24 protein-coding genes and 1 riboswitch are annotated in these 25,825 nt (G+C 73.3%); of the genes, 12 read left to right on the top strand and 12 right to left on the bottom strand.

The features are described 5' to 3' along the window. Window positions 1-3 precede the first annotated feature (3 nt). Window positions 4-630 carry a GntR family transcriptional regulator gene (locus ACFUTX_RS11505; RefSeq protein ID WP_378864377.1) on the bottom strand — a complete coding sequence of 209 codons (627 nt, stop codon included), beginning with the start codon at window positions 628-630 and terminating at the stop codon, window positions 4-6. Window positions 631-795: 165 nt separating this feature from the next. Here ACFUTX_RS11505 and ACFUTX_RS11500 point away from each other — a divergent pair, with 165 nt between their 5' ends. From ACFUTX_RS11500 to ACFUTX_RS11485, 4 genes are read left to right on the top strand one after another with little or no spacing between them, the layout of a single operon-like run. Next, window positions 796-1,719, top strand: a complete 924-nt coding sequence (locus ACFUTX_RS11500; protein WP_378864374.1) for an ATP-binding cassette domain-containing protein — start codon at window positions 796-798, stop codon at window positions 1,717-1,719. Continuing rightward, window positions 1,716-3,335 (top strand): ABC transporter permease, encoded by a 1,620-nt coding sequence (locus ACFUTX_RS11495; RefSeq protein WP_378864371.1) that lies wholly within the window; start codon window positions 1,716-1,718, stop codon window positions 3,333-3,335. Before ACFUTX_RS11500 ends, ACFUTX_RS11495 begins: the two co-directional genes overlap by 4 nt. A gap of 19 nt (window positions 3,336-3,354) precedes the next feature. After that, window positions 3,355-3,849, top strand: coding sequence for a GbsR/MarR family transcriptional regulator (locus tag ACFUTX_RS11490; protein ID WP_378864368.1), 495 nt, complete (start codon window positions 3,355-3,357; stop codon window positions 3,847-3,849). A 10-nt stretch (window positions 3,850-3,859) separates the two neighbouring features. Beyond that, on the top strand, window positions 3,860-4,393 hold the full coding sequence (locus ACFUTX_RS11485; protein ID WP_378864365.1) for a ribonuclease H: 534 nt from the start codon (window positions 3,860-3,862) through the stop codon (window positions 4,391-4,393). A gap of 23 nt (window positions 4,394-4,416) precedes the next feature. Here ACFUTX_RS11485 and ACFUTX_RS11480 read toward each other — a convergent pair whose 3' ends face one another. Together ACFUTX_RS11480 and ACFUTX_RS11475 are read right to left on the bottom strand one after the other, a co-directional pair. Continuing rightward, complete coding sequence (locus ACFUTX_RS11480; RefSeq protein WP_378864362.1) at window positions 4,417-4,896, bottom strand: NUDIX domain-containing protein; 480 nt, start codon at window positions 4,894-4,896, stop codon at window positions 4,417-4,419. Between the two features lie 19 nt (window positions 4,897-4,915). Next, window positions 4,916-5,929 carry an aldo/keto reductase family protein gene (locus ACFUTX_RS11475; RefSeq protein ID WP_378864359.1) on the bottom strand — a complete coding sequence of 338 codons (1,014 nt, stop codon included), beginning with the start codon at window positions 5,927-5,929 and terminating at the stop codon, window positions 4,916-4,918. 164 nt (window positions 5,930-6,093) lie between these two features. On the opposite strand from ACFUTX_RS11475, the gene ACFUTX_RS11470 reads away from it, so the two are divergent. Further along, window positions 6,094-12,108, top strand: coding sequence for a hypothetical protein (locus tag ACFUTX_RS11470; RefSeq protein ID WP_378864357.1), 6,015 nt, complete (start codon window positions 6,094-6,096; stop codon window positions 12,106-12,108). 29 nt (window positions 12,109-12,137) lie between these two features. Here the strand turns inward: ACFUTX_RS11470 and rlmN are convergent, their stop codons facing one another. Then, window positions 12,138-13,382, bottom strand: coding sequence for a 23S rRNA (adenine(2503)-C(2))-methyltransferase RlmN (rlmN, locus tag ACFUTX_RS11465; RefSeq protein ID WP_378864354.1), 1,245 nt, complete (start codon window positions 13,380-13,382; stop codon window positions 12,138-12,140). 58 nt (window positions 13,383-13,440) lie between these two features. Between rlmN and ACFUTX_RS11460 the strand changes: the two genes are divergently transcribed. Continuing rightward, window positions 13,441-14,364 carry a hypothetical protein gene (locus tag ACFUTX_RS11460; RefSeq protein ID WP_378864351.1) on the top strand — a complete coding sequence of 308 codons (924 nt, stop codon included), beginning with the start codon at window positions 13,441-13,443 and terminating at the stop codon, window positions 14,362-14,364. 23 nt (window positions 14,365-14,387) lie between these two features. Beyond that, window positions 14,388-15,026, top strand: coding sequence for a LysE family translocator (locus ACFUTX_RS11455; protein ID WP_378864348.1), 639 nt, complete (start codon window positions 14,388-14,390; stop codon window positions 15,024-15,026). Window positions 15,027-15,050: 24 nt separating this feature from the next. On the opposite strand, the gene ACFUTX_RS11450 is transcribed toward ACFUTX_RS11455, so the two are convergent. From ACFUTX_RS11450 to ACFUTX_RS11435, 4 genes are all read right to left on the bottom strand, one after another. After that, window positions 15,051-15,428 carry a VOC family protein gene (locus ACFUTX_RS11450; RefSeq protein ID WP_378864345.1) on the bottom strand — a complete coding sequence of 126 codons (378 nt, stop codon included), beginning with the start codon at window positions 15,426-15,428 and terminating at the stop codon, window positions 15,051-15,053. A 125-nt stretch (window positions 15,429-15,553) separates the two neighbouring features. After that, complete coding sequence (locus tag ACFUTX_RS11445; RefSeq protein WP_378864342.1) at window positions 15,554-16,408, bottom strand: SDR family oxidoreductase; 855 nt, start codon at window positions 16,406-16,408, stop codon at window positions 15,554-15,556. 73 nt (window positions 16,409-16,481) lie between these two features. Next, window positions 16,482-17,252, bottom strand: coding sequence for an enoyl-CoA hydratase/isomerase family protein (locus tag ACFUTX_RS11440; RefSeq protein ID WP_378864339.1), 771 nt, complete (start codon window positions 17,250-17,252; stop codon window positions 16,482-16,484). Window positions 17,253-17,299: 47 nt separating this feature from the next. Beyond that, entirely contained in the window at window positions 17,300-18,070 is a 771-nt protein-coding gene (locus ACFUTX_RS11435; RefSeq protein ID WP_378864336.1) for an SDR family NAD(P)-dependent oxidoreductase, read from the bottom strand. Between the two features lie 145 nt (window positions 18,071-18,215). Here ACFUTX_RS11435 and ACFUTX_RS11430 point away from each other — a divergent pair, with 145 nt between their 5' ends. From ACFUTX_RS11430 to ACFUTX_RS11420, 3 genes are read left to right on the top strand one after another with little or no spacing between them, the layout of a single operon-like run. Beyond that, on the top strand, window positions 18,216-18,560 hold the full coding sequence (locus ACFUTX_RS11430; protein WP_378864333.1) for a DUF488 domain-containing protein: 345 nt from the start codon (window positions 18,216-18,218) through the stop codon (window positions 18,558-18,560). Between the two features lie 3 nt (window positions 18,561-18,563). Next, window positions 18,564-19,289 (top strand): phosphotransferase, encoded by a 726-nt coding sequence (locus ACFUTX_RS11425; RefSeq protein ID WP_378864330.1) that lies wholly within the window; start codon window positions 18,564-18,566, stop codon window positions 19,287-19,289. Next, on the top strand, window positions 19,286-19,798 hold the full coding sequence (locus ACFUTX_RS11420) for an SRPBCC family protein (RefSeq protein WP_378864327.1): 513 nt from the start codon (window positions 19,286-19,288) through the stop codon (window positions 19,796-19,798). Before ACFUTX_RS11425 ends, ACFUTX_RS11420 begins: the two co-directional genes overlap by 4 nt. Window positions 19,799-19,811: 13 nt before the next feature. Here the strand turns inward: ACFUTX_RS11420 and ACFUTX_RS11415 are convergent, their stop codons facing one another. The 3 genes from ACFUTX_RS11415 to ACFUTX_RS11405 form a co-directional block, all read right to left on the bottom strand. Then, a complete protein-coding gene (locus tag ACFUTX_RS11415; RefSeq protein ID WP_378864324.1) occupies window positions 19,812-20,603 on the bottom strand; it encodes an energy-coupling factor transporter transmembrane component T family protein in 792 nt (263 codons plus the stop codon). Next, complete coding sequence (locus ACFUTX_RS11410) at window positions 20,600-21,985, bottom strand: ABC transporter ATP-binding protein (RefSeq protein ID WP_378864666.1); 1,386 nt, start codon at window positions 21,983-21,985, stop codon at window positions 20,600-20,602. The genes ACFUTX_RS11415 and ACFUTX_RS11410 overlap by 4 nt, the downstream gene beginning before the upstream one ends. Before the next feature lie 84 nt (window positions 21,986-22,069). Beyond that, entirely contained in the window at window positions 22,070-22,711 is a 642-nt protein-coding gene (locus tag ACFUTX_RS11405) for an ECF transporter S component (protein ID WP_378864322.1), read from the bottom strand. Next, window positions 22,702-22,813: riboswitch (TPP riboswitch) on the bottom strand. It overlaps the preceding gene by 10 nt. Before the next feature lie 36 nt (window positions 22,814-22,849). Here ACFUTX_RS11405 and ACFUTX_RS11400 point away from each other — a divergent pair. Together ACFUTX_RS11400 and ACFUTX_RS11395 are read left to right on the top strand one after the other, a co-directional pair. After that, window positions 22,850-24,460: a D-alanyl-D-alanine carboxypeptidase family protein gene (locus ACFUTX_RS11400; RefSeq protein WP_378864319.1), complete on the top strand. Its 1,611-nt coding sequence runs from the start codon at window positions 22,850-22,852 to the stop codon at window positions 24,458-24,460. A gap of 56 nt (window positions 24,461-24,516) precedes the next feature. After that, on the top strand, window positions 24,517-24,900 hold the full coding sequence (locus ACFUTX_RS11395; protein ID WP_378864316.1) for a VOC family protein: 384 nt from the start codon (window positions 24,517-24,519) through the stop codon (window positions 24,898-24,900). Here ACFUTX_RS11395 and ACFUTX_RS11390 read toward each other — a convergent pair. Next, window positions 24,897-25,823, bottom strand: coding sequence for a DnaJ domain-containing protein (locus ACFUTX_RS11390; RefSeq protein WP_378864313.1), 927 nt, complete (start codon window positions 25,821-25,823; stop codon window positions 24,897-24,899). The genes ACFUTX_RS11395 and ACFUTX_RS11390 overlap by 4 nt on opposite strands. Window positions 25,824-25,825: the final 2 nt, after the last annotated feature.

Here is a 25,825-nt window from a genome sequence, read left to right as displayed (position 1 = left end):
TCCTTACTTCAGTGACTCGAGGATGTTCGTGAGCGCGTTGTGCAGGTGCACGTGCGTGGCGTGCGCTGCCAGGTCGGCGTCCCGCGCGGAGATCGCCGAGGCGATCAGCCGGTGCTCGGCGACGGATGCCGCGAGCCGGTCGGGATTGTCGCGCGCGAGTCGTCGCACCCTGACGAGGTGGGTGCGGACGGTGCGGAGCGCGGAGGTGAGGTAGTCGTTGGCGACGGACTCGTCGAGTCGTCGATCGAACCTCCCGATGAGAGCGTAGTAGGCCTCGCGCCCGTCCTCGGCCTCGACGTCGGTGGCGGCGAACTCGCGCGCGAGCTCGCGGAAGGCGGCGGCGTCCCCCCGCTCGGCCGCGAGGCGGGCCGCGGACTCCTCGAGCGCGCGACGCACCTCGAAGATCTCGCGGATGTCGTCGGCGTCGATGGGCGTCACGACGGTCACCCGCGGCGACTGTTGTGCGACGAGCCCGTCGGACGCGAGCCGGCTGAGCGCTTCGCGCAGCGGGGTGCGGCTGACCCCCAGGCGAGAGGCCTGCTCGACCTCGGCGAGGACGGCGCCCGGCGGCAGTGTGCCGTGCTGGATCTCGTCGAGGAGGGTGGCGTACGCGCGGTCGCTGGCTCGCATCGCCTCACCTCCGATCACCGTGCGAGGCTATTGTATACACAAACCGCATGATCGCGGCATCCGGCCCCTTTCCCATCGGCCGAGCGTATCCATTGAGCAACGCGGCGTGAGGATTTTGTTACGGCCGATTCAGAAATTCGTGAAACGGGCGTACGCTCCGGCGCTATGAGCACCGTCATCCAGACCACCGGACTCACCAAGTTCTACGGCCGCGTCCACGCGCTCGACGGTCTCGACCTCCGTGTCGACGAAGGGCAGATCCACGGGTTCCTCGGGCCCAACGGCGCCGGCAAGTCGACGGCGATCCGCGTGCTGCTCGGGCTCGCGAGAGCGACCGGGGGCGAGGCATCCGTCTTCGGCGCCGACCCGTGGCGCGAGGCCGTCGCGCTGCACCGGCGCATCGCCTACGTGCCCGGCGACGTCAGCGTGTGGCCGAACCTGTCGGGCGGCGAGGCGATCGACCTCATGGCGAGACTGCGCGGGACGCCCCGCAGCAGCGCCGCCTACCGCGCCGAGCGGGACCGCCTGTGCGAGGCGTTCCAGTTCGACCCCCGCAAGAAGGGCCGCGCGTACTCGAAGGGCAACCGGCAGAAGGTCGCGCTCATCGCCGCGTTCGCGGTGCCCGCCGACCTGTACATCCTCGACGAGCCGACCAGCGGCCTCGACCCGCTCATGGAGGTGATGTTCCGGCGCGAGATCGCGCGGGTGCGAGATGCCGGCGCCACCGTGCTGCTGTCGAGCCACATCCTGTCGGAGGTGGAGCAGCTGTGCGACCGGGTGTCGATCATCCGCGCCGGCCGCATCGTCGAGTCGGGGACCCTGGCCGAGCTGCGGCACCTCACGCGCACGGAGGTCTCGTTCGAGGGGACGGATGCCTCGGCCGCGGCCGGCATCCCGGGAGTCCACGACCTGCTGGTCGAGGAGGGGCGGGTGCGGTTCACCGTCGACAGCGACGCCGTCCCGGCGATGCTGCCCGACCTTGCCGGTCACCAGGTGGCCGGCCTGCGCATCAACCCGCCCTCGCTCGAGGAGCTGTTCCTGCGCCACTACGGCGACGACCTCGCCGCGCTCGAGGGCAGCCGGCGATGAGCCGCTTCCGCGCGCTGCTGGCGCAGCGGGTCCGCCGCGACCGCGTGCAGCTCGTGCTGTGGACGGCGGGCACGGCGCTGCTCGCCTACAGCTCGTTCGTGGGCGTCTCGGAGTCGTACGGCACCGAGCAGGACCGCACCTCGCTGCTGGCCGCCGCCCTCGCGAACCCGGTCATCCTGCTGTTCCGCGGACTGCCGTCGGGCACCGACGAGGGCGCCTTCATGGTGTTCCTGATCTTCCCCTGGCTGGCGTTCCTCGCCGCCATGATGAGCACGTTCCTCGCCGTCCGGCACACGCGCGCGGAGGAGGAGACCGGTCGCGCGGAGGTCGTCGGCGCGACGCCGGCCGGCCGCCTGCTCCCCGCCGGCGCGACCGCCGTCGAGGGGCTCGCGGCGAATGCCGTGCTCGGCACGCTCGTCGCGCTGGCGTACCTCGCGGTCGGGCTTCCCGTCGAGGGCTCGCTGCTCGCGGGCTTCGCGGTCGGCGCGGTGGGCGTGACCTTCCTCGGCGTGGGGCTGGTCGCGGCGCAGCTCATGCGCACCGCGCGCAGCGCGAACAGCCTGGCGGTGTGGATCACGGTGGGCACTCTCGTCCTCGCCGGCATCGGCAACGCCATCGGCACTCCGAGCGACGACCTCACCCGCATGGAGAGCTCGTGGCTCACGTGGCTGTCGCCGTTCGGGTGGGGCGAGAACACGCGGGCGTTCGACGAGAACGCCTGGTGGCCGGCGCTCGTGTGCCTGGGCGTGGGGCTCGCGCTCGCGGTCGTGTCGCTCGCCCTCACGTCGGCGCGGGACGTCGGCGAGGGCTTCGTCGCCGAACGGCACGGGCGCGAGCACGCGTCGGCCGTGCTGTCGTCGACGACCGGCCTGGTGTGGCGCCTCACGCGGGGCGCGGTGCTCGGGTGGGCGGTCGGCGGCCTGCTGACCGGGCTGCTGTCGACGTCGCTGGCCTCGATCGTCGCGGAGGTCGGCGCCTCGAACCCGTCGGTCGAGCAGATCCTCGACCGGATCGCGGGTGGCGGCGACATCACGCAGGCGACCGTCACGGTGTTCTTCACGATGCTCGGCATCCTCGCCGCGTGCGCCGCGGTGCAGGTGGTGTGCCACGCCCGGCAGGAGGAGGCGCACGGCACCGCCGAGCCCGTGCTCGCCGCCCCCGTCGCGCGGGTGCGGTGGCTCGCCGACTACCTCGTCGTCGCGCTGCTCGCGATCGTGCTCGTGGTCGCGGCCGCCGTCGTCGGCGCCGCCGCGGGGATCGCGGGGCAGGACGGCGACTGGGACCTCATGCGGGACGTGCTCGTGACCGGCGGCGGGCAGGTGGTCGCGGCATCCGTGTTCCTCGCGATCACCGCGCTCATCTTCGTCATCGCACCGCGGCTCACGATCGGCCTGGGCTGGACGCTCGTGCTGCTCGCCATGACGCTGGGCCTCTTCGGGCCGCTGTTCGGCTTCCCCGAGTGGGTGACGAACCTCTCGCCGGTCGCCGTCGCACCCGTCGTCGAGGGCGACGACGTCGACCTCGCGGGACTGTGGTGGCTCGTCGCCGCGACCGGTGCGGGCGCCGCGCTGTCGCTCGGCCTGATGCAGCGCCGCGAGCTCGCGCCGGCGGGATAGGTTCGAGGGCGGGGGGACGATGGCGAGCGATCATCCGGGCGTCGAGGCGGCCGAGCAGGCGGCGGCGATGCTGGCCGCCGCGGGAATGGCCCGCATGCCGGCCCGCGTCATGATGGCGCTCGTGGGTTCGCCCGACGACGGCTACACGGCGGCCGAGCTCGGCGAGCGCCTCGGCGTCTCGGCCGCGGCGGTGTCGGGCGCGGTGCGGTATCTCGTGGGGATGCGCCTCATCCAGCGGGTGTCGCGGCCGGGCGACCGTCGCGACCGCTACGACCTCGTCGACGACGCGTGGGCCGGCATGATCACCGCGAACGCTCCCCTGTACGCCGGGCTCGCCGCGCACATGGACGCCATCGCCGACGACAACGACGGGGCTCCGGTGTCGGTCGCCCGGGCGAGGGACGTCGCCGACTTCCTGCGGTACCTGGCCGAGCGGATGCCGCGCCTCGCCGACGAGTGGCGGGCCGAGCGCGAGCCGGGGTCGAGGCCGCGTCAGCCCACCCGACCCGGGTAGCCTTGCCCGAGTGACCGACGCCTCCCCCCGATACATCGTGGCCACCGACGGAGCCTGCAAAGGGAACCCGGGACCGACCGGGTGGGCGTGGGTCGGTGAGGACGGCCAGTGGGCGGCCGGGTCGATCGCCGTGGGCACGAACAACATCGGCGAGCTCATGGGCCTGCTGAAGGCCATCGAGGATCACCGCGACGTCGAGAACCTCGTGGTGCAGGCCGACTCGCGGTACGCGATCGACACCTACGAGAAGTGGATGGACGGCCACCGCCGCCGAGGCTGGAAGACCTCGACGGGTGCGCCCACGAAGAACGTCGACCTGCTCGAGCAGCTCATCGCGGCGCGCGACGCCCGCCGGGCCGCGGGCCTGCCGGACGTCGTGCTCGAGCACGTGCGCGGACACTCCGGCCACGTCCTCAACGCGTGGGCCGACGAGCGGGCCGTGCGCGCGTCCGAGCACGCGGCGAAGGGCATCGAGAGCGCGTGGTCGTCGCTCGGCGCGCAGGATCCGATCGACGTCTCGGTCGCTCCGAAGAACGGGCGCTGACCGGCTCGGGTCAGGCGCCGGGATCAGGCGCCGGCGGCCGACAGCCGCTGCTCGAGGGCGTCGAGGGCGGGCCGCTGACCCTTCACCAGCTTCGCGCGGGCGTCGGCGACCGGCATCCATTCGGCCCGGTCGACCTCGGGGAACGACGCCGTGCGGCCCGACCGCGGCGGCCACTCGAGCTCGAACTCGCCGAACACGAACTCGTCCGGCGCGAACCCCGCCCCATCGGCGACGAAGACGGTGATGCGCTTGCCCGACGCGTACGACCACGTCCCGAGCTCCGCGTACGGCTCGGGCGGCGGCGCCACCCCGAGCTCCTCCTCGAACTCACGGAGCGCGGCGTCGAGCGCCGTCTCGGAGTCGGGGTCGTACTCGCCCTTCGGCACCGACCACGCCCCCTCGTCCTTCGACGACCAATACGGACCGCCCATGTGCGCGATGAAGACCTCGGGCGCGGCATCCGTCACCCGATACAGCAGCAGCCCCGCACTGTGGACCGGCATCCGAGACCCCGGACCCGCCTCAGGTGAGGCGCCGCTTCGGCGATGACTCGTGGGTCTTCTCGGGGTCGCTCTCGACCACGTCGCCGACGGCGGCGTCGATCGCCGACATCGTGTCGGCGTCGAGCTTCACGCCCGAGGCCTTGACGGTGTCGGCGAGCTGCTCGGGACGGGACGCCCCCACCAGCGCCGACGCGACGTTGTCGTTCTGCAGCACCCAGGCGATCGCGAGCTGCGGCAGGGTGAGTCCGGCCTGCTCGGCGACGGGCTTGAGCCGCTGCACGGCGGTGAGCACCTCGTCGCGCAGGAATCCCTTGATGAAGCCGGCGCCGCTCTTCTCATCGGTCGCGCGCGACCCCTCGGGCAAGGGCTGACCGGGCAGGTACTTGCCGCTGAGCACGCCCTGCGCCATGGGCGAGAAGACGACCTGCGAGATGCCGAGCTCCTTCGAGGTCGGCACGATCCGTCCCTCGATGACCCGCCACAGCATCGAGTACTGGGGCTGGTTCGAGATGAGCTGCACGCCGAGGTCGCGGGCCAGGGCGTGTCCGTGCCGCAGCTGCTCGTCGGTCCACTCCGAGACCCCGATGTAGAGCGCCTTGCCCTGCCGCACGATGTCGGCGAACGCCTGGAACGTCTCTTCGAGCGGCGTCTCGTAGTCGAACCGGTGCGCCTGGTAGAGGTCGACGTAGTCGGTGCCGAGGCGCTGGAGCGAGCCGTTGATCGACTCCATGATGTGCTTGCGACTGAGGCCCGTGTCGTTGGCCCCGCGGGGGCCGGTCGGGAAGTACACCTTCGTGAAGATCTCGAGCGACTCGCGGCGCTGCCCTTCGAGCGCCTTGCCGAGCACGGTCTCGGCCGCGGTGTTCGCGTACACGTCGGCCGTGTCGAACGTGGTGATGCCGGCATCGAGAGCCGCGTGCACGGTGGCGATCGCCGCCGTGTCGTCGACCTGCGAGCCGTGCGTGACCCAGTTGCCGTACGTGATCTCCGTGATCTTGAGTCCGCTGTTGCCGAGATACCGATAGTTGACCATCACTCCACGCTAGCGGCGGGACGGATGCCTCGGACGGGGGTTGCGGGGCGCCCCGTCGGTCCTCCGCAACCCCCATGGCGGATCGGTCGTCGCGGTGGCATAGTGACTGCACCACGGTCCCGTTTCGGGGCGGTGGTCGGAGCGCGTTCCTGGGGGCGGGTCGCATGGAAGCTCGCGACGCAGCGCAGACGCTCGTCCGCCGTCGTCTCGGCGGCACGACGAGCGGTCGGTGGCGCGCGCTCTTCGCAGCTCTCACCGGCGCGGCCGTCGTCGCGACGGGACTCGTCGCGCTGCCGCCGGCCACGGCATCCGCCCTGCCGTCCTCCTTCCCCGCGGACGCCGGTGTGTACCTCGTCTCGCGCACGGACGACGGCGCGTCGACCCAGGCCGCGATGACTCCGGACGGGCAGAAGGTCGCCTACGTGTCGACGGCCCGCGACCTGGCCCGGGGCGCGCGGGACGACACGGCGAACGTGTATCTCGCTGAAGCGGTCGCGGGGTCGGGCGACCCGTTCTCGGGCTCGCCGATGCTGGTGAGCCGACCGGATGCCTCGCTCGGCGCCGAACCGGCGGACGGCCTGAGTTACGGTCCGGCCCTCAGCGCCGACGGCCGCATGGTGGCCTTCGTCAGCCGTGCGACCAACCTCGTCGCGGCCGGCGGGACGACCGACCGGGCCAGCGTCTACGTGCGCGACACGGTGCGGGGGACCACCGTCCGCCTCGACGCCGGGGTCGAGCCCGACGGCGAGTCGACCGAGCCCGACATCAGCGACGACGGCCGGTACGTCGTCTTCACGTCGGAGGCGACGAACCTCGTCGCCGGCGTCGGCGCCGCGGGCGCGGGTGTGTTCGTCGCCGACCTCGACGCCGACGGCGACGGCACCCGCGGGGACCTCGCGCTCACACGTCTCCCCGCTCCGCCCGGGGTCACGGGCGGGATGTCGCAGCCCGCCATCAGCGGCAACGGCGCGTGGGTGGTGTTCACGGGGTGGACGGGTGGCGGCGCCGCCGACCCGGGGGCGACCTCGGCCGTCTACCGCAGCGACCGCGCCGGTGGGAACTCGGTCCGTCTTTTCGACCGCGCGCACGGCGGCGCCGTCGATGCGGTCGGCAACGCCTTCGCGGCGGTCGTCGACGGCTGCGATGGTGGGCCGGTCGTCGCGGCGGCGACCCTCGACGCGAACGGCGTCGTCCTCGCGGTCGGCCTCGGATCGGCCGACGTCGTCCGGGGTGTCGGCGAGGTGCAGTCGCCGGTGATCTCGGCCAACGGGTCGACCGTCGCCTGGTCGTCGACGCAGCCCTCCCCCGGCGATGCGGCAGAGCTCGCCGAGCCGGTCGTGCGTGTGGCCGAGCCCGCCTGGCGCGACGCCGCCCCGTCGGACGCGTGCACGGAGCCGGGGGTCGGGGCCGGCACCGCCGAACTGGGTGCGGGCGAGGCATCCGGGATCTCGGCGTCGGGGCGCACCGTCATCTTCAGCGGACCCAGCGACATGACCTCGGCCGAACGCTCCGTCACGGCGGTGGACCGCCGCACGAACGACGGGCTGTCGGTGACGAACACGCTCGGGACCCTCGCCGCGCCCGGCCGCATCACCGGCGTGGCCACCGACGACGTGCCTGTGGCAGCCCTCGCCGAGTCCGCCTCCGAGCTCGCGCAAACGCCGGTGTCGCGCCTGCTGTCGGGCGACGCGCCCCTCACCCGCCTGCCGCTGCGCACGCTGCTCCCGGCGCTCGGCGAGCCGCCGGCCGAACCGGCCCGGGGCGAAGATCAGGCGACGCCGGTCCTCCGCGGGGCGACGATCGCGGACCTGCCCGTCCGCAGCGCCGACGACCCCGGCGGGTGGACGGAACTGCTCGCCCGCACCGACTTCGCGGACCGCAGCGCCGACACCGTGACGCTCGCCGAGGTGCTGACGTGGGCCGAACAGGCGGCCTCGGACGCGACCGGCGGCGACGAGGCGGAGGCTGCGCGCCGGATCCGCGCCCTGACCCTCGCCGACATCGCCGACGCGACGGCTCTCGACGCGCTGCCGCTCTCGTCGGTCGCCGTCGGCGCGGCCAGGCTCGACGAGAGCCCACGCGAGGAGGCCGGGCTCGACGACACGGAACTCGTCTCGCTGATCGACCCGGCGTCGCTGCCGTGGCAGCTGCTCGACCCCGGCGCCATCCCCGGCACCGTCGACGTGCAGCAGACCGAGGCACCGGACTGCGCCGACGGCTGCCCCGCGGCGGTGCGTTTCCAGTTCACATTCGACCCGGGCCCGGCCGGTCCGGCCTCGTTCACGGCGCCGACGGCGGCGATCGAGCTGCCCGCCGCGACGGAGCCCGAGTCGGTGAGGGTCGGCGGATCGGGTCCGGGCTACGCCGGTGCGACGGATGCCTCCTACCGCGGTTCGTTGCAGATCGACGGGTCGCTCGTGCGCCTGCCGCTCGCCGACACCCCCGCCGGAACGGTGCGGTCGGTGACCGTCGGCTACTCGGCGAGCCGCGAACCGTCGGCCGCCCCTTCCCGCGCCGTCCTCACGAGCGGGGCGCGTACGGCGCGCGACGAGATCCCCGTGGCCGCCCCGGAGGCGCGCGATGCGGATCCGGATGCCGCGGCCGACGCGCCGGCGGACGCCGAGACGCTGCCCGCGGGGATCGTCCGGTACGAGTCGATCTCGCCGGCCCCGGTCGAGCCCGACGCCGAGGCACGGCCGGTCGTCGGCGCGGCCGACGACGAGGACTGGTACGCCGTCGCGCCACCGGAGCCCGGCGAGCGCCTCATGGTCACCGCGGACGCCGGCGGCGACGCGGATTCGGGAGGCCGCGTCGCGGTGGCGGTGTTCGGGCCCGCGGCATCCGTCACCCCCCTCGGCGTGCCGGTCTCGGGCGAGCTGCCCGGCGCGCCCCTGCCCGAGGCGGGGCCCGGCCCGGAGCCGGGTGTGGTCGGGCTCGCGCTGGTCGCCCACGGCACGACGGGTCGGGACGGGACCGTCGCCGTCGAGGCGCCCTCGTCCGAGATCGAGGGTTCCGGGGCGTGGCTCGTGCGGGTGCGCAGCGCCGACGGGCAGACGAGCGGCGGCCTCTACGCTCTGCGGGCGACGTACGAGCGCGAGCGTGAGGACCAGCGGTGCGCGCCGTGGGCGCCGCCCGCCGGCGTCGATCCGGCACCCTCCCCGATCAGCCCGCTCAGCCCGCTGAGCCCGATCGACCCGATCGACCCGCTCGACCCGCTCGCTCCCCCGCCGCTCGCGCCCACCGACCCCCTCGGCGTCGACCCGCTGCTCACCGATCCGCTCGCGCCGATCGCGCCGCCGCCCATCGCGAGCGATCCCGTCACCGACGCCACCAACACCGTCTTCGTCGTCGACACGTCACGCTTCCGGGCGATCCACGGCTTCGACGCGGCCGAGGAGGTGATCGCAGCGATCCGCGCCCTCGACGGCTCCGGCTCGGTCAGCGGAGACGCCGTCGCCGGGGCCATCCTCTCGGTCGACAGCGACCCCGCTGTCGCCGCGGCGCGCACCGCCCTCGACGCGCAGCCGTGCTCTGTGAGCGGCCGGCGGGCGCTCGCCGCGGCGATCACCGGGTACGTGACCCGGGCGATCGGAGCGGAGCGCGACCACATCGCGTCGATCGTCATCGTCGGAGGCGACGACGTCATCCCGTTCGCGCCCGTTCCGCAGCGAGCGGACCGGTTCGTCGAAGCGGGTCACGCCGACGCGCTCCGCCGGGCCGAGCAGGCCGACGGCACCGCGTGCCCCGCGACGGTCGCCGCCGACGCGATCGACCCGTGCGCGACGCCGCTGTCGTCGGCGGCCGCCGCGAACCAGATCCTCACCGACGACCCGTACGGCCTCGCCGACGCCTACCGGACGGTCGGCGGGTACGTGTACGTGCCTTCCGTCGCGGTGGGACGGCTGGTCGACGGCGCCGACCAGATCCGGGGGCAGCTGGACCGCTTCCGGCTCGCGGACGGGCTGCTCGACGGCGACTCCGCCGTGTCGGCCGGGCACGGTGCATGGTCCGAGCTGCCGCAGGTCGTGAGCGAGACGCTCGCGTGGCGGCTCGGGTCGGGCGACGTCGAGCTGGCCGAGCCGTGGACGACAGCGGATGTGGAGGCCCTCCTGTTCTCCGCCGGCACCCCGGCTCCCCGGCTGATCGCGCTGGGGGTGCAGGGTGACGAGCGCCGCCTGCTTCCCGGTGCCGACGATGCCGTAGCCGGCGGGCTCAGTGCCGAGCTATGGGAGGCCGACGACCACGAGCCTCCGACCGTCCCGTCGGCGGACGCCCCCTTCGACCCGAACGCGGCGGTCGACTCCCTCGACGGCTCGATCGTCTTCCTGCTCGGCGGCCACGCGGGCACTCACCTGCCGGGCACCGTCTACGGCGACGCCACCGACTGGGCCGACGTGTTCTCTCCCGCGGGCGCGCTCATCGCGCACAGCGGATACGGGCTGGCCGACCCGATGACCACGGCGCTCAGCGAGCGGCTGTTCCGCCTGTACGCGGAAGGGATCGGCGTGCAGGGCAGCGATGGCCCCGTCTCCGCGGGAAGCGCGCTGATGTTCGCCAAGCAGGCGTACCTGGGCCGCGCGGCGATGTCGACCGGGTACGACGAGAAGGCCCTCCTGCAGACCGTGTACTACGGCCTCCCCATGTATGCGTTCGCCGACTCGACGAAGCAGCCCACGAGCGGGCCCCCGCCGGAGCTCGCCCCCGCGGAAGCGGGCGCCGGTCCCGCGAGCGCGCCGGTGAGCCTCGCGCCCTCGTTCGCCACGATCACCCGTTCCGACGCGTCGGGCGGGCAGGTGACCTACGTCGCGGCCGACGGCGAGCTTCCCCTCGCGGCGGCCGGCCGGCCGCTGCTGCCACAGGTGGTGACACCGATCCCTTCGACCGACGGAGCCGGCGGCGTGCCCCGCGGCGCCCTCATCACCGGTCTGACGTCGACCTGGAGCGACAGCATCCGTCCCGCCGTCGCCGTCCCGACGACCGGCACCGTGCTGGATGCTGCTCCTGCGGACGGGATCGCGTTCCCGTCCACCTTCACGGCCATCGGCCGCGAGCGCACGCCCGGCGGACTCCACAGCACCCTCGTCACGACGCCCGCGAGCGTCCAGACCGCCGCCGGCGGCGAGGGCCGGGTCGAGCTGTTCCCCGCGATGGAACTCGAGGTGCTGTACGGCTCGTCCGAAGACACCGTCGCGCCGGTGATCCGCTCGACCGCTGCGAGCGCCGACCGCGTCGTGGTGCACGCCGACGACGCCGGGTCGGGGTCGATCTCACGGGCGCTCCTGCTGATCCAGGAAGCCGCGGCCCCTGCCGCCGGCACCGAGCGGCCCTGGCAGGCGATCGACCTCGCCCTCGACGCCGACGGCGCGTGGGCGGCCGACATCCCGGCCGACCTCGCGAGCACCGGCTACCGCTGGATCGTGCAGGTGGCGGATGCCGCGGGCAACGTCGCCGTCGACACCGCGCAGGGTCGCATCGGCGTGGTGCCCGCCGAGGCCCCGCAGTTCGGCGCGGACGACGACGCGACTGAAGGCGACGCCCACCCCGCCGAGCTCACGGTGACCGCCGGGGAGCCGGTCCGCCGGACACTGTCGGTCACCGCGGCTCCCGGCGCCCAGGTCACGGGCGTCTACCGGCTGCTGGCACGAGACGACGAGCGCGGCGAGGCGGTTCCGGGCGAGGACGAGGGCGCCGCGCACGCCCCGGCCGTCCGGGGCACCGGTGCCCTCGCCGTCGAGCCGGCGGGCGAGGGCGAGATGCGCGCCGAGCTCGATGCCGTGGTCGAGACGCCCGGGCGGTACACCGTCGAACTCTCGGTCTGCAGCGGATCGCTGTGCGGCGACGCGGTCGAGTTCGGGCTGACGGTGCTCCCCTCGAACACCGCGCCGACGGCGACGGTCGCCCTCGACGGCGATGCGAGCGCGTCGGGCGTGGTCACCGCGACCGCGGCCGGCGCAGACGCCGACGGCGACTCGGTGGCGCTGACGTACCGGTGGTCGCGCAACGGCGTGCCGATCCGCGGGGCGGACGATCCGACGCTCGACCTCTCCGGGGTCGTCGCTTCCGGCGACGTGCTCACGGTCGTGGTGACGCCGCACGACGGCTCCACCGCCGGGCACGCGGCATCCGCGTCGATCCTCGTCCGCGCGGATCCCGACCGCCGTCCGTCACCCGACCGCTGAGCCCCGGCGAGGCGCTGCGTCCCGGGCCGTCAGACCTCGAGCGGCGTCGCTGCGGCGACGGCCTGGTCGTCCTCGGTGGCGACCAGTTGACCGCACGCGCCGTCGATCTCCTTGCCGCGTGTGTCGCGCAGCGTCGTCGGGATGCCCGCCTCGTTGAGCCGGCGCACGAACTCGTTCTGCACCTCGACCTCGGAGGCGGTCCAGATGGAGCCGGGCGTGGGGTTGAGCGGGATCGGGTTCACATGCACCCAGCCGCGGCCGCGGGCGTTGAGCTTCTCGGCGAGGAGGTCGGCACGCCAGGCGTGGTCGTTCATGTCTTTGATGAGCGCGTACTCGATCGACACGCGCCGGCCGGTCTTGTCGAAGTAGGCGCGGGCCGCGTCGAGGGCCTCGTCGACCTTCCACCGCGAATTGACCGGGATGAGCTCGTCGCGGAGGCGGTCGTCGGGCGCGTGGAGCGAGAGCGCGAAGGTCACCGGGATGTCTTCGTTCGCGAGCTTCGTGATCGCCGGCACCAGTCCGACGGTCGAGACGGTGATGCCGCGCGCGCTCATGCCGAGCCCGTGCGTCTTGTCGGTCATCACGCGCACGGCCTGCATCACGCGGGAGTAGTTGGCGAGCGGCTCGCCCATGCCCATGAACACGATGTTCGACACGCGCTCGGCGGAGTGGTCGTCCTTCTTCTTGCCGCCCAGCTGCCCCTCGGCGATCAGCCGGTTCGCACGGACCACCTGCTCGACGATCTCGGCCGCCGACATGTTGCGCGTGAGGCCGGCCTGACCGGTAGCGCAGAACGGGCAGTTCATGCCGCACCCGGCCTGCGACGACACGCACAGCGTGATGCGGCCGGGATACCGCATGAGCACCGACTCGACGAGGGCGCCGTCGTGCAGCTTCCATAGGAACTTGATCGTGTCGCCCCGGTCGGTCTCGAGGCGTCGCACCTCGGTGAGCAGGGGCGGCAGCATGCCGTGCACCAGCTCTTCGCGCCCCGCGGCGGGCAGGTCGGTCATCTCGGCCGGGTCGTGGGTCCAGTGCTGGAAGTAGTGCTTCTCGAGCTGCTTGGCACGGAAGCCCGGCATGCCGAGCTCCTTCACCTTCGCCACCCGCTCGTCAGGCGTGAGGTCGGCGAGGTGCACGGGCGGCTTGCCGCGCTTCGGAGAGGCGAACTGGAGGAGGGGTCGGCCCTCGGCATCCTTCTGCTGTGTCCAGCCTTCGGTCGCCGGACGAACCTGGCGAGGCTTCGTGGCGCGCACGGGAGGCTGAGTGTCCATCCTTCGAGGGTAGGGGACGGCACCTGAACGATGCCCGGATCGGGCGTACCGTGGTGGTGTGGACACCGTGGTCCGCGAGAGCGGCAGATGGGATGCCGCGACCCGCGCCGAGTTGGCGAACCTGCGCCGCCGCGCCTTCGGCCGCGCAGCCGACATCGCCGCCGACCCGCGCGCGCTCCGCCGCCTCATCGAACTCGAGGACGCGCTGGTGCAAGCCCGCGCAGGCGCACCGGCGCCGATACCGCATGCGGAGCCCGCGCCGACCGAACCCTCGGCGTCGGATCCCGCGCAGGCCGACCCGGCGCCCGCCGATGCCGCGCCGGCCGAGGCATCCGCCCTTCCGGCCTCACCACCCGCCGCCGAGGCGTCCGCCCCCGCCGCGGCCGCGCGCGCCCCGAGACCCCCCGCGCGGCGCCGCCTCGCGTTCCTCTCCGCCGCGTCGGTGACGCTCGTCGCCGTCGTCATCGGAGCGCTCGGGCTGGTGCGACCGACCGCCGCACCCGATCCGGCGCCGTACGGCCCCGCCCGACTCGCCCCCGCCGTCCTGGACGCGCGCGCGGCGTACTCGTTCGCGTGGGATCGCGATGTCGTCACGCTGCTCAACATCCCGCTGGACGGGTCGTTCGGCACCTACATCGACCTTCCCACCGGCCAGCCGGTGCCCGGGTTCCCCTCGACGGGCTCGGTGAAGTGGGTCGCCGATCTGGGGACCTACTTCGGGTGGAACGTCTGGATCGCGGGCGCCTCGGTGGAGTCCACGGGACTGCAGCGCGAGCACTGCATCCTCATCCAGCGGGACGACGCCGCGCACAGCCGCTGCGTTCCGGCGGCGGTCCGCGCCCAGAGCGCGCTGCTCGTCTCGGTGCCGTTCGCGTCGGTGAGCGCCGACGAGCGCCCTGTCGGGATGACCGCCGACCAGCGGCTCGGCTTCTGGTGGCACCACGACCGCTCGGTCACGATCATCCTGGGCGACGCCCCGTGACCCGGCGCCGCTAGGGTTTGCTCGTGGTACCTGCCGACAACCTCCTCGCCTTCACCCTCGCGTCCCTCGTGCTGATCGTCATCCCCGGACCGAGCGTGCTCTTCACGATCGGCCGCGCCCTCGCGCTCGGCCGCATCGGCGGGCTGCTCAGCGTGCTCGGCAACGCCCTCGGCCTGCTGCCGGTGATCGCGCTCGTCGCGCTCGGCGTCGGTGGGATCGTGGCGCAGTCCGTCGTGCTGTTCACGATCGTGAAGGTCGTGGGCGCCGGCTACCTCGTGTACCTCGGGGTGCAGGCGATCCGGCACCGCAACCGCGCCGCCGCCGAGGCGAGCGGAAGCGTGGTGCCGCGGTCGGCGTGGCGTCAGCTCGGCGAAGGCTTCCTCGTCGGCATCACCAACCCGAAGACGATCGCGTTCTTCGTCGCGGTGCTCCCCCAGTTCGTCGACCTGTCGGCCGGCGCGGTGCCGTTGCAGATGATCCAGCTCGGGCTCGTCTTCTTCGGGATCGCCCTGGTCTCGGACGGCATCTGGGCGCTCGCGGCCGCGGGAGCCCGCAGCTGGTTCGGCAAATCGCCGAAGCGCATCGCGCGCCTCTCGGCGACCGGCGGCGGCCTCATGATCGGTCTGGGCGGCATCCTCCTCTTCACCGGCGGAGAGCACTGACCCATCGGCCTTTTCTCCCCCGGATCAATCAGGGGAGACGGATGCCTCGGCCCCGAGGTTGACGAGATGGCCGTCGGGATCCCGCACCTGGGCGACGCGCTCACGCCAGGGCGTCTCCGCGGGCGGCTGCACCGCGTCGCCGCCCGCCGCCACCCAGCGGGAGTACGCCGCATCGACGTCGTCGACGTAGAACCAGAGCGCCACCCGGTCGCCGGCCGTCGGCGCGACCGGGTCGCGGCCGATCCCCAGCGACGCCTCACCGATCGTGAGCGAGACGTAGTCGTCCTGATCGGGGCTGCCGAACCGGTACGTGACACGGCCGTGCAGCGCATGCTCGTAGAACCGTACGAGCCGCGGCAGATCGCGCGTCAGCAGGATCGGGAACAGGCTGCGCACCGCCATGCCGTCACCCTACGCCCGCCGTTCCGAGCGGGCGAGAGGGCGAGGGTCGGGGGTCGGGGGTCGGGGGTCGAGGTTGCTCGGTGGGGGTTTCGATACGCCGCTGGCGCGGCTACTCAACCAGCGGGTCAGTCCAAGAAGATGTCGGGGAAGAGCGCGGAGTCGGGGGTCCCGGGCACGGCGGCGTAGCGCGAGAAGTCGGTGACACCCGCATCGCGGAGCACGTCCTCGACGATCAGCGTCTGGCCGGTGTACTCGGCGGCGGGCTTCACGAACACCTCGTACGCGGCATCCGCGTACACCTCCGGGGTGCGGCTCACCTTCATCATCGCGTCGCCGCCGAGCGCGAACTGCACCGCCGCCGTGGCGATCGTCGTCGCGGGCCACAGGGTGTTCGCGGCGATGCCGTCCTTGCCGAACTCGGCCGCCAGTCCCAGCGTCACCATCGTCATGCCGTACTTGGCGAGCGTGTAGCCGGTGTGGGCGCCGAGCCAGGTCGGCGACAGGTTGAGCGGCGGCGACAGCGACAGGATGTGGGGGTTCGGGGCATCCTTCAGCATCGGCACCGCCGCGCGGCTCAGCATGAACGTGCCGCGCACGTTGACGTCCTGCATCAGGTCGTACTTCTTCGCGGGCAGATCGAGCGAGCGTGACAGGTCGATCACCGAGGCGTTGTTCACGACGATGTCGATGCCCCCGAACTCGCCCTGCGTCTTGAGCACGGCCTCCGTCACGTCGTCGTCGTTGCGAACGTCGCCCACGATCGGCAGCGCCTGCCCTCCGGCGGCGCGGATCTGCTTGGCCGCCGAGTGCACGGTGCCCTCGAGCTTCGGGTGGGGGGTGTCGGTCTTGGCGAGCAGGGCGATGTTCGCACCGTCGCGTGCTGCCCGGAGGGCGATGGCGAGGCCGATGCCGCGGCTGCCGCCCGACATCAGGATCGTCTTGCCGGCGAGAGTCGGCGCGGAGTTCGGGGAATCGGTCACTGTGCTGCTCCGGTGGATGTGAGGGAGGGTCGGGGGCGGGGCGTCGCGGGGGTGGCGGCCTGCGGGGTCGCGCCTACTGGGGCCGTCGCGCGGCGGCGAACGCCGCGATGCGGTGCTTCGCGTCGTCGGTGTCGAAGCGGGCGCCGATCGACGCCGCCTCATCGTCGAGGTTCTCGCGGAACGACCGGGCCGCCCCGGTGCGGACCAGTCGCTTCGCCTGCCCGAAGGCCGCGGTGGCGCCTCCGAGCCAGAACGCCGCGACCTCCGCCGCGCGCGAGGCGACCGCATCCGCGGCGACGACCTCGTTCACGAGACCCCAGTCCAGGGCGGTGGCGGCGTCGATCGTCACGTCCTGCAGCAGCAGCTGCAGCGCCCGGCGCTGCCCGATCGCGGCCGGGAGCAGGGTCGAGACACCGAGGTCGGGGGTGAGCCCGATGTTGGCGTACTTGCTGACGAAACGAGCCTGGTCCGACGCGACGATGTAATCGGCGGTGAGCATCAGGCCGAGTCCTCCGCCGGCCACGGCGCCCTGCACGGCGGCCACGATCGGGATCGACGATTCGACGAAGGTGCGGATGCCGTCGTGGATCGTCTGCGCGGCGCCGGTCACGTCGGCACCCGACGCCCCCGACGTGGCCATCTCGCGCACGTCGCCGCCGGCGCAGAAGGCCGGCCCCGCGGCATCGAGGATCACCGCGCCGACGGAGTCGTCGGACGTCAGCTCGTGCGCCACGTCGCGCCACCGCCGGCCCATCTCGAAGCCCATCGCGTTGAGCGATGCGGGACGGTTGAACGTCACCCGGGCGAGGGCGCCGTCTCTCGTGACGAGGATCGAGTCGCTCATGTCTCTCCTGAAGGTCGGGTCGGTTTTCGGGGCGGGATCGCGTGGCGCTACTTCGGCGCCATGCGGATGGCGCCGTCGAGGCGGATCGTCTCGCCGTTGAGGTAGCCGTTGTCGACGATGGCCATCACCAGCCGGGCGTACTCGTCGGGGCGTCCGAGGCGCTGCGGGTAGGGCACCTGCTGACCGAGCGAGTCCTGCGCGGCCTGCGGGAGTCCCATCAGCATGGGCGTCTCCATGATGCCGGGCGCGATCGTCAGCACCCGGATCCCGTACCGCGCCAGCTCGCGAGCCACGGGAAGCGTCATCGCGTGCACACCGCCCTTGCTCGCCGCGTAGGCCGGCTGGCCGATCTGCCCGTCGAACGCGGCGACGCTCGCGGTGTTCACGATCACGCCGCGGTCGCCGTCCTCGGTCGGCTCGGTGCGGGCCATGACCGCCGCCGCCTGCGAGAGCACGTTATAGGTGCCGATGAGATTGACGCGCACGATGCGCTCGAAGCCGTCGAGCGGCGTGGGCGCTCCCTCGCGGTCGAGGACCTTCGCCGGCGGCGCGATGCCCGCGCAGTTCACGACCACCCGCAGCGGCCCGGCGGCGGCCGCCGCCTCGACGGCGGCGGCGACCTGCGCCGGGTCGGTGACGTCCGCCGAGGCGAAGGTCCCGCCCAGTTCGGCGGCGACGTCGGCTCCGGCGGACGTCGGAAGATCGACGATCGTCACCCGCGCGCCCGCGGCGGCCAGGCGCCGGGCGGTGGCGAGGCCGAGGCCGCTGGCGCCGCCGGTGACGAGGGCGGAGGCATCCGTCTGAGCCGTCAGATCCATGCGTTCTCCTTCGAACTGCGAGATTGCATCCCACCTTACGCGGGACTCAGTGTCAGATGCGCCGGTCGCCGCCGAGGGCAGCGCGGCGCGGGGTGCCGCAACTCAGGCTAGACCGACTGCACATTCCACGGTGTCTAATGGGCACATGGCGCTCAGGCTCAAGCGTGTGTACGACGACCCTGCCCCCGGCGACGGGTTCCGGGTGCTGGTCGACCGGCTCTGGCCGCGCGGCCTCACGAAGTACCGGGCGGCGGTCGACCTGTGGGCCAAGGACGTCGCCCCTTCCACGCAGCTGCGACGGGCCTTCCACCAGGACGGGCTGCCGTGGGAGGAGTTCGCCGACGCGTACCGTGCCGAGCTGACCGCGGCGCCTGCGCTGCAGCCGCTGCGCGCCGAACTCGCGAAGCATCCGCACGCCACCCTGCTGTACGGTGCGCACGACCCCGAACGCAACCACGCGGCGATCCTGCTCGCGGTGCTGGACGAGTGACGGATGTCGATCCCCGCCGACCTCGTCGAACCACCCGCACGCGTGCGCGCGCTCGCGCGCGGCGCCTCGCTGGCGCCCGTCTGGCGCAACGACTACGGCGGGCTGACGTTCGCGACCGACGACGGCCGCTACATCAAGCACGGACCGCGCAACGCCGAGTCGTCGCTCGCCGGGGAGGCGGCGAGGCTGGAGTGGGCCAGACGCCACAGCCGCGTGCCGCAGGTGATCGAGGTCGGCCACGACGACACCCACGAGTGGCTCGTCACCCGGGCTCTGCCGGGCGAAAGCGCCGTCGCCCCGCGCTGGGTCGCGCAGCCCGACATCGCCGTCCGCGCGGTCGGCGAAGGTCTGCGTGCGCTGCACGACGCGCTCCCCGTCGAGGACTGCCCGTTCGACTGGGGAGTGGCCGCGCGCATCGAGAACGCCGCGGGGCGAGGCATCCGGCTCCCGAGGCGATTCGGCACGCCGCCATCCGTCGACCGGCTCGTCGTCTGCCACGGCGACGCCTGCTGCCCGAACACCCTCATCGGCGACGACGGCCGCTGGCTGGCCCACGTCGACCTCGGGACCCTCGGAGTCGCCGACCGCTGGGCCGACATCGCCGTGGCGGCGATGAGCACCGAGTGGAACTATGGACCGGGATGGGAGGACGCGCTCATCGAGGCGTACGGCGTCGATCCCGACCGCGAGCGCCTCTCGTACTACCGGGAGCTGTGGAACGCGACATGACCGAACGCACCGACATCACGGGCACCGTGACCGACATCGACGGCCACCCGAACCTGGTGCTCACCCGGGTCTTCGCCGCCCCGGCGGCCGAGGTGTGGCGCGAGCTCACCGAGTCGGCGCGACTCGAACGCTGGATCGGCCGATGGGAGGGCGACCCGCGGTCGGGCCGCATCGCCTTCTTCATGACGGCGGAGGACGAGGATGCCCCGCCCGAGGAGTACACGATCCTCGAGTGCGACCCGCCCCGCCGGTTCGCCGGCGACACGTCGGCCGCGACGGGTTCGTGGCACCTGTGGTTCGAGCTCGTCGACAAGGGCGAGTCGACGCTGCTCGTGTTCGGCCAGCGTCTCGATCCCACCGCGGACGTCGGCTCGATCGGTCCGGGGTGGGAGTACTACCTCGACCGGCTGGTCGCCGTGCACAAGGGACGGGATGCGGCGACCGTGCCGTGGAGCGCGTACTTCCCCGCCCTGCAGCCGGCGTATCAGCGCCTGGTCGCCGCGGGCTGACGTCTCGGGCCGGTCACGCCGACGGGCCGAGGATGAAGTTCCAGGTTCCCGCGGCCACGGCCGCCGCGGTCGCTACCAGCGCGACCGCGAGGCCGACGCCGATCAGCGCCCACTCCCGTCCGCCGAAGGTCGACTCCCGCGCCCACGTGCGCTCGCCGGGCGCGCCGAAGGCCCGCGCCTCCATCGCGGTGGCGAGCTTCGATCCGCGGCGCAGCGACAGCACGAGCAGCGCGAACGCCATCCCGAGGAACCGGCGCAGTCGACCCCGGTCGGCCACGCCCCGGGCCCGGCGCGCGAGCTCGAGCGCGCGCCAGTCGTCGAGGAACAGCCCGACCATGCGCAGCCCGGCGAGTGCGCCGAGCACGAACCGTGCCGGCAGCCGCAGCACCTGGCCGAGCCCGTCGGCGAGGTCGGTCGGGTCGACGGTGACGAACAGCACGACCGACGGCAGCGCGATCGCCAGCACGCGCAGGGTGGTCGCGAGGGCGAGCTCGAGCGACCCCTCGCTGATGCGCACCACGAACCAGTCGACGTACACCGTCCCGCTCGTCTCGCCGTAGAGCGCGATCGTCAGGCCGGTCAGCGGCGCGGCCAGCCAGACCGGCCACGTGCGCACCCAGAACTCGCGCCATGTGAGCCCGGCCAGCGGGAAGAGCAGCAGCTCGAGCCCGAGTGCCACCGCCGCCGACACGACGTCGAGCGTGAGGATCAGCGGCAGCGCGACCGCCGCGCTCGCGCCGAGCTTCGCGACCGGGTTGATGCGCGCGACGGCGCCGGTGCGCGCATGGCTGTCGAGGAGGGTCATCCGGATGCCTCGCCTCCGCGCAGCTCGAACCGCCGGGCTGCGAGCGCCGCGACGACGTCCGCGTCGTGCGTGACGACGACGATCGCGGAGCCCTCGTCACGGAGCCGGGCGAGCAGCGCGACGAGCTCCGACCAGGTGCGCGCATCCTGTCCGAACGTCGGCTCGTCGAGCACGAGCACGCGCGGGGCGGTCGCCAGCGCCGCGGCGACCGTGAGCCGTCGCTTCTCTCCGCCCGACAGCGTGTACGGGTTGGCGGCCGCAAGCCGGTCCAGGCGCAGTCGCTCCAGGAGTTCCTCCACCCGCGGCCCGATCTCGGCGTCCGCCAGCCCGAGGGCGCGCGGCCCAACCTCCAGCTCGTCCCGCACGGTGCGGGCGAGCAGCTGGTGCTCGGGGTCCTGGAACACGGTGCCGATGCGGGAGAGCAGCTCGCGCGACCGCCACCGGATCGGCGACGTCCCGGCGCCGGCGGCGAGGGAAGCGGATGCCGCGACCACGCCCTCCGCCGGAGGCAGCAGCCCGGCGAGGGTCAGGCCGAGCGTCGACTTGCCGGCGCCGTTCGGTCCCGTGATCGCCGTCGCCGCACCCGCCCGCACCTCCAGGTCGATCCCCCGGGCGACGGTGTGACCCCTGACCCGCGCGACCCCGAGCCGCTCCGCCCGGAGCAGCACCTCGCCGGCCGCGGTCCGAGGCGGGTCGGGCCACGCGGGCCGGATACCCGGCACCCAGACGCCGCCGGCCGCGAGTTCGGCTCCGCGGGCGCCGAGCACCGCTTCGGGCGAGCCGTCGGCCACCACCCCGCCATCGCCCAGCACGATCACCCGGGTCACGATCGGCAGCCACACGTCGACCCTGTGCTCGACGACCACCATCGTCGACCCGCGCTCGTCGAGCATCCTGCCGACCGCATCCCGCACGTCGGCGACGCCGACGGGATCGAGGTTGGCCGTGGGCTCGTCGAGCAGCACGAGGCCCGGCTGCATCGCGAGCGCACCGGCGAGCGCCAGCCGCTGCTTCTGACCGCCCGACAATGCCTTCGTGGGCCGGTCGAGCGGCACGTCGAGTCCGACGGCGTCGAGCGCGGCCGAGACGCGCGGCCAGATCTCGTCGCGCGGCACCCCCAGGTTCTCGCAGCCGAAGGCGACGTCGTCGCCGACCCGGGCGAGGATCACCTGCGAGTCGGGGTCCTGCAGCACCAGTCCGGCCCGGCCGCGCGCCTGCGCCGCCGGCACGCCGTCGATGAGCAGCGACCCCTCGGCCTCGCCCTCCTCGTCGCCGCCGAGCACACCCGCGAGGCCGTGCAGCAGGGTCGACTTGCCCGATCCCGACGCCCCGAGCAGCAGGACGCGCTCACCGGGCTCGATGCGGAACGTGGCATCCCGCACCGCCCACGCGTGACGCGACGCGTGCCGCCAGCCCCACCCGCGCGCCTCGACCGCGGCGGGGCGAACCGCCGGCGAGCCCACGGGTCAGACTCGGGCGCGGGCCTCGCGGCCCGCCGCGAACCGGTCGAGCGCCCCGGTCGCCGCGAGGCCGCGCGCGATCAGCCACGACCCGGCGCCGGCGATGACCGCTCCCGACAGCAGCGTGCTGGCGAGGTAGATCGTGACGAAGAGGGTGTCTGCGCCGGCGAACCACAGCAGCAGGTTGTTGATGCCGCCGGCGAGGGCAGCCCCCGCACCGGCGAGCACGGCGACGGGGAGGCTCCACCGCTTGTAGAAGAAGAGGAGGAAGACGAGCTCGGCGCCCAGTCCCTGCACGAGTCCCGCCTCGATGGTGAGGAATCCGCCCCAGGTGTTGCCGACGAGGGCCGAGACGACCGCGGCGAGCGTCTCGGTGTAGATCGCCGCTCCCGGCTTGCGGATGATGAGCGCGCCGAGCACCCCGGCGAACAGCCACGGGCCGTCGAGCAGACCCTGCAGTCCGGGCGCGAGCGGTTCGAGCAGGGTCTTCGGACCGAGGTAGCCGATGTTCCAGAACAGGAAGATGAGGCCTGAGGCGACGCCGACGACGCTGGCGACGACGATGTCGACGACGCGCCAGCGGAAGTTCCGCGATGGTGCGGACGCGGTCGTGGGCGTGGACGTGGGGGCGGACGCGGATGCGTGCATGTGAACTCCTCCCTGCGCCGGCATGATCCGGATCAGGTTCGACGGTCGAAGCGTGGGTCGCTTCCTCTCAGCCCGGCTCACCGGACTCCCGTGGTTGTGCGCATGAGTATACGCCGGGGTGCGCGGTATCTTGTGCGAGTGACCCTGGACGACGCCCCCGCCCCGACGCGCCGCGCGCGCCGGGGGAACACGGGCGAGTTCCCGGTCACCGAACCGCGCGGTGCGGCATCCGACGGCGTGCTCACCCTCGCGCCTCAGGACGTGCCGTCGATGTCGGCGGCCGGCTCGCCGGCCGCGGTTTCGGTGGCGGCGGGCCCGACGCAAGCGGGCGTGCCGGGCACGGCCACGCCCCTCGGGTCGGCTTCCGCTCCGGATGCCGCGGCCCCGGCCGCTGGGGCCGCGACGTCTGCGCCGACCGGCGCGCTGGCGTGGGTCGACGAGCGCACCGCTGCGCGACCGCCGGCGCCCGAGAACCTCACGGCAGCGTCGTCGGCCTACGTCCCCGTCGAGCGCGACCTGCTCTCCGACCTGCCGCCCCGCTCCCCCCTGCGGGCGGGCGTCATCGTGCCGACCCTGGTGATCGCGGGCGTTCTCGGTGCCTACGCCGCGACGACTCTCGCGTGGCCGCTGCACGCCGTGGCCCCGACCGTCACCGCGATCCAGGTGCAGCCGGTCGCGGCGGCCGCCGCCGAACCGGCCTGGCCGGCCGCCGGAAGCGCCGCGATCTCGGTCGGCGGCGTGCCGGGCACGCTGGCGTCGGCGGCCGATCCGGACGCGATCGCCAGCATCACGAAGGTGGTCACCGCGCTCGTCGTGCTCGATGAGATGCCCCTCGCAGTGGGCGAGCAGGGTCCGGAGTTCCGCTTCGGCTACGGCGACTCGGTGTCGTACTGGGACTACCGCTACGCCGGCGAGTCCGCGCTCGACGTGCCCGTGGGCGGCGCGCTCACCCAGTACCAGATGCTCGAGGGGATGCTGATCGGGTCGGCGAACAACTATGCCGACCGGCTGGCCGGCAACCTCTTCCCGTCCGACGAGGTGTTCGCGCGGGCTGCGATGTCGTGGCTGCAGACGCACGGCGTGCCGGGGATCACGATCGTCGAGCCGACCGGGATGGACCCGGGCAACTCCGCGACGCCGGAGGCCCTCATCGTGCTGGCGCAGAAGGCGCTCGCGAACCCGGTCATCGCCGAGATCGTCGCGAAGCCGTCGGTGGAACTGCCCGGCGCGGGCCTCGTGCAGAACACGAACGGCCTTCTGGCCGACCCCGGGGTGGTGGGGATCAAGACCGGCACCCTCGCGACCTGGAACCTGCTGTCGGCGAAGGACATCACCGTCGGCGAGACGCCCGTGCGCCTGTTCGCGTCGGTTCTCGGCCAGCCCGACGACGCGAGCCGCCTGGCCGCCTCGCGGGCACTGTACGCCCAGCTCGAGCAGGAGCTTCAGCTCGAGCCGTCGGTCACGGCGGGAACGGTGGCGGGCATCGTCGAGACGGCCTGGGGCGAAGAGGTCGACATCGAGGTCTCGGACGACGCGTCGGTCGTGCTGTGGAACGGCGGCGCGGGCGAGGTGACGAGCACGTACGCTCTCGGCGACAACCGCGACGAGGGCGACGTCGTCGGCGATCTCACGGTGACCGGGCCCCTCGATGACATGACGGTCGACCTGCGCCTGGCCGAGGACGTCGAGGGTCCCGACGCCTGGTGGCGGCTGACGCACCCGCTGGAGCTGTTCGGCATCACCGACTGACGGACCGGTCGGCCTCCGTGCTTCCCGGTGTCGGGCCCCGCTGGTAGACCGGTCGCATGCCCACGCACAACCGGATCGACCTGATCGAGTTCCCCGCGAGCGACAGCGCGTCGCTCGAGGCGACGCGGCGCTTCTACGAGTCCGCCTTCGGCTGGAGCTTCACCGACTACGGCGACTACTACGACACCCACGACAGCGGGGTCGTCGCCGGGTTCAATGGTGTCGCCGACGCCCACAAGCAGGCCATGCCTCTGACCGTCATCTACGTCGAAGACCTCGAAGCGGCGCGGGCGAAGGTGGAGGCATCCGGTGCCACGATCGTGCACGAGATCTACGGATTCCCGGGCGGGCGCCGCTTCCACTTCGCCGACCCTGCCGGTAATGAGCTCGCCGTGTGGTCGGAGGCCGTGTCCGAGGCCCGAGCCGACGCCGGCGTCTAGGCGAACCGCACGGCCTGCTGCAGGCGGGTGCGCACGTCGAAGACCTCGTTGCCGCCGATCGGCCGGCCGCCGGTGATGCCCCGCCGCAGCACGGTCGACAGCGCCCCGCGCGCCACGACCGCGACCGGCGTGCCGCGCACCTTGCCGATCTCGTCGATCACCTGCAGGACGTCGTCGTCGGGGAGCACGACGATCGCGCCGCTGAAGCGCACCCCCGCGGCCCGCGCGAGCCCGCGCATCCGTGCCACGAGCGTCGCGATCGGGGTGCCGACCACCCCGTCCCCGACGAGCTCGCCCCGGCGCACGCCCACCGGGCCGCCGAAGTCCTCCGACAGGATGCCGTACACCCCGCTCGGCCCGAGGACGATGTGGTCGATCTTCGCGTCGGGGTCGCTGTCGCGGCCCGCGGGCGCCACATCGTGCCAGACCGTGTAGCCCATGCCGAGGTCGGCGACGATGCGGGCCGTCGCCTCTTCGGCGAGCGCGTCGGCGAGCAGACGGCGCAGGTGCTGCGGCGCCGACCGTACGAGCGCCGGATCGTACGGATCGTCGAGGGTGACCCCGCGGCCCGCCCATTCGCGGATCAGCGCGAGATAGCGCTCCCGACGCCAGCCGCCGGGGTGCCCGTAGGAGCGGGCCCGGGGGCGGGTGTCGGGGCGAGCGGCGGGGGCGCGCCACCCGGACCACTCGGGCGCCGGCGCGTCGCCGAAGCCGTGGCCGCGGTCGTACGCCGCGCGCGCCTCCGGCGTGCCGACGAGCTCCCATGCCCGCTGCACCTGGATGAAGACCGCGGCGTCGCCGCCGGTGTCGGGGTGGGTCTGGCGCAGCCGCAGGCGGTAGGCACGGCGCAGCGCCTCGTCGTCGACGTCGGGGGCGACGCCGAGCACCTCGTACGCGGAGGCAGAGACGGGACTGTCGAACACCG

The organism is Microbacterium sp. NPDC057407, assembly GCF_042803895.1.
In the GTDB taxonomy this organism is placed as follows: Bacteria; Actinomycetota; Actinomycetes; order Actinomycetales; family Microbacteriaceae; genus Microbacterium.
The sequence above is the reverse complement of the archived record's forward strand: the minus strand, read 5'-3'. Positions and strand labels throughout refer to the sequence as shown.

What these genes read in the sequence shown, in the direction of transcription:
- ACFUTX_RS11505 (WP_378864377.1), bottom strand. Translation starts at nt 630, where the DNA reads ATGCGAGCCAGCGACCGCGCGTACGCCACCCTCCTCGACGAGATCCAG.
- ACFUTX_RS11500 (WP_378864374.1), top strand. Translation starts at nt 796, where the DNA reads ATGAGCACCGTCATCCAGACCACCGGACTCACCAAGTTCTACGGCCGC.
- ACFUTX_RS11495 (WP_378864371.1), top strand. Translation starts at nt 1,716, where the DNA reads ATGAGCCGCTTCCGCGCGCTGCTGGCGCAGCGGGTCCGCCGCGACCGC.
- ACFUTX_RS11490 (WP_378864368.1), top strand. Translation starts at nt 3,355, where the DNA reads ATGGCGAGCGATCATCCGGGCGTCGAGGCGGCCGAGCAGGCGGCGGCG.
- ACFUTX_RS11480 (WP_378864362.1), bottom strand. Translation starts at nt 4,896, where the DNA reads ATGCCGGTCCACAGTGCGGGGCTGCTGCTGTATCGGGTGACGGATGCC.
- ACFUTX_RS11475 (WP_378864359.1), bottom strand. Translation starts at nt 5,929, where the DNA reads ATGGTCAACTATCGGTATCTCGGCAACAGCGGACTCAAGATCACGGAG.
- ACFUTX_RS11470 (WP_378864357.1), top strand. Translation starts at nt 6,094, where the DNA reads ATGGAAGCTCGCGACGCAGCGCAGACGCTCGTCCGCCGTCGTCTCGGC.
- rlmN (WP_378864354.1), bottom strand. Translation starts at nt 13,382, where the DNA reads ATGGACACTCAGCCTCCCGTGCGCGCCACGAAGCCTCGCCAGGTTCGT.
- ACFUTX_RS11450 (WP_378864345.1), bottom strand. Translation starts at nt 15,428, where the DNA reads ATGGCGGTGCGCAGCCTGTTCCCGATCCTGCTGACGCGCGATCTGCCG.
- ACFUTX_RS11440 (WP_378864339.1), bottom strand. Translation starts at nt 17,252, where the DNA reads ATGAGCGACTCGATCCTCGTCACGAGAGACGGCGCCCTCGCCCGGGTG.
- ACFUTX_RS11435 (WP_378864336.1), bottom strand. Translation starts at nt 18,070, where the DNA reads ATGGATCTGACGGCTCAGACGGATGCCTCCGCCCTCGTCACCGGCGGC.
- ACFUTX_RS11430 (WP_378864333.1), top strand. Translation starts at nt 18,216, where the DNA reads ATGGCGCTCAGGCTCAAGCGTGTGTACGACGACCCTGCCCCCGGCGAC.
- ACFUTX_RS11425 (WP_378864330.1), top strand. Translation starts at nt 18,564, where the DNA reads ATGTCGATCCCCGCCGACCTCGTCGAACCACCCGCACGCGTGCGCGCG.
- ACFUTX_RS11420 (WP_378864327.1), top strand. Translation starts at nt 19,286, where the DNA reads ATGACCGAACGCACCGACATCACGGGCACCGTGACCGACATCGACGGC.
- ACFUTX_RS11415 (WP_378864324.1), bottom strand. Translation starts at nt 20,603, where the DNA reads ATGACCCTCCTCGACAGCCATGCGCGCACCGGCGCCGTCGCGCGCATC.
- ACFUTX_RS11405 (WP_378864322.1), bottom strand. Translation starts at nt 22,711, where the DNA reads ATGCACGCATCCGCGTCCGCCCCCACGTCCACGCCCACGACCGCGTCC.
- ACFUTX_RS11395 (WP_378864316.1), top strand. Translation starts at nt 24,517, where the DNA reads ATGCCCACGCACAACCGGATCGACCTGATCGAGTTCCCCGCGAGCGAC.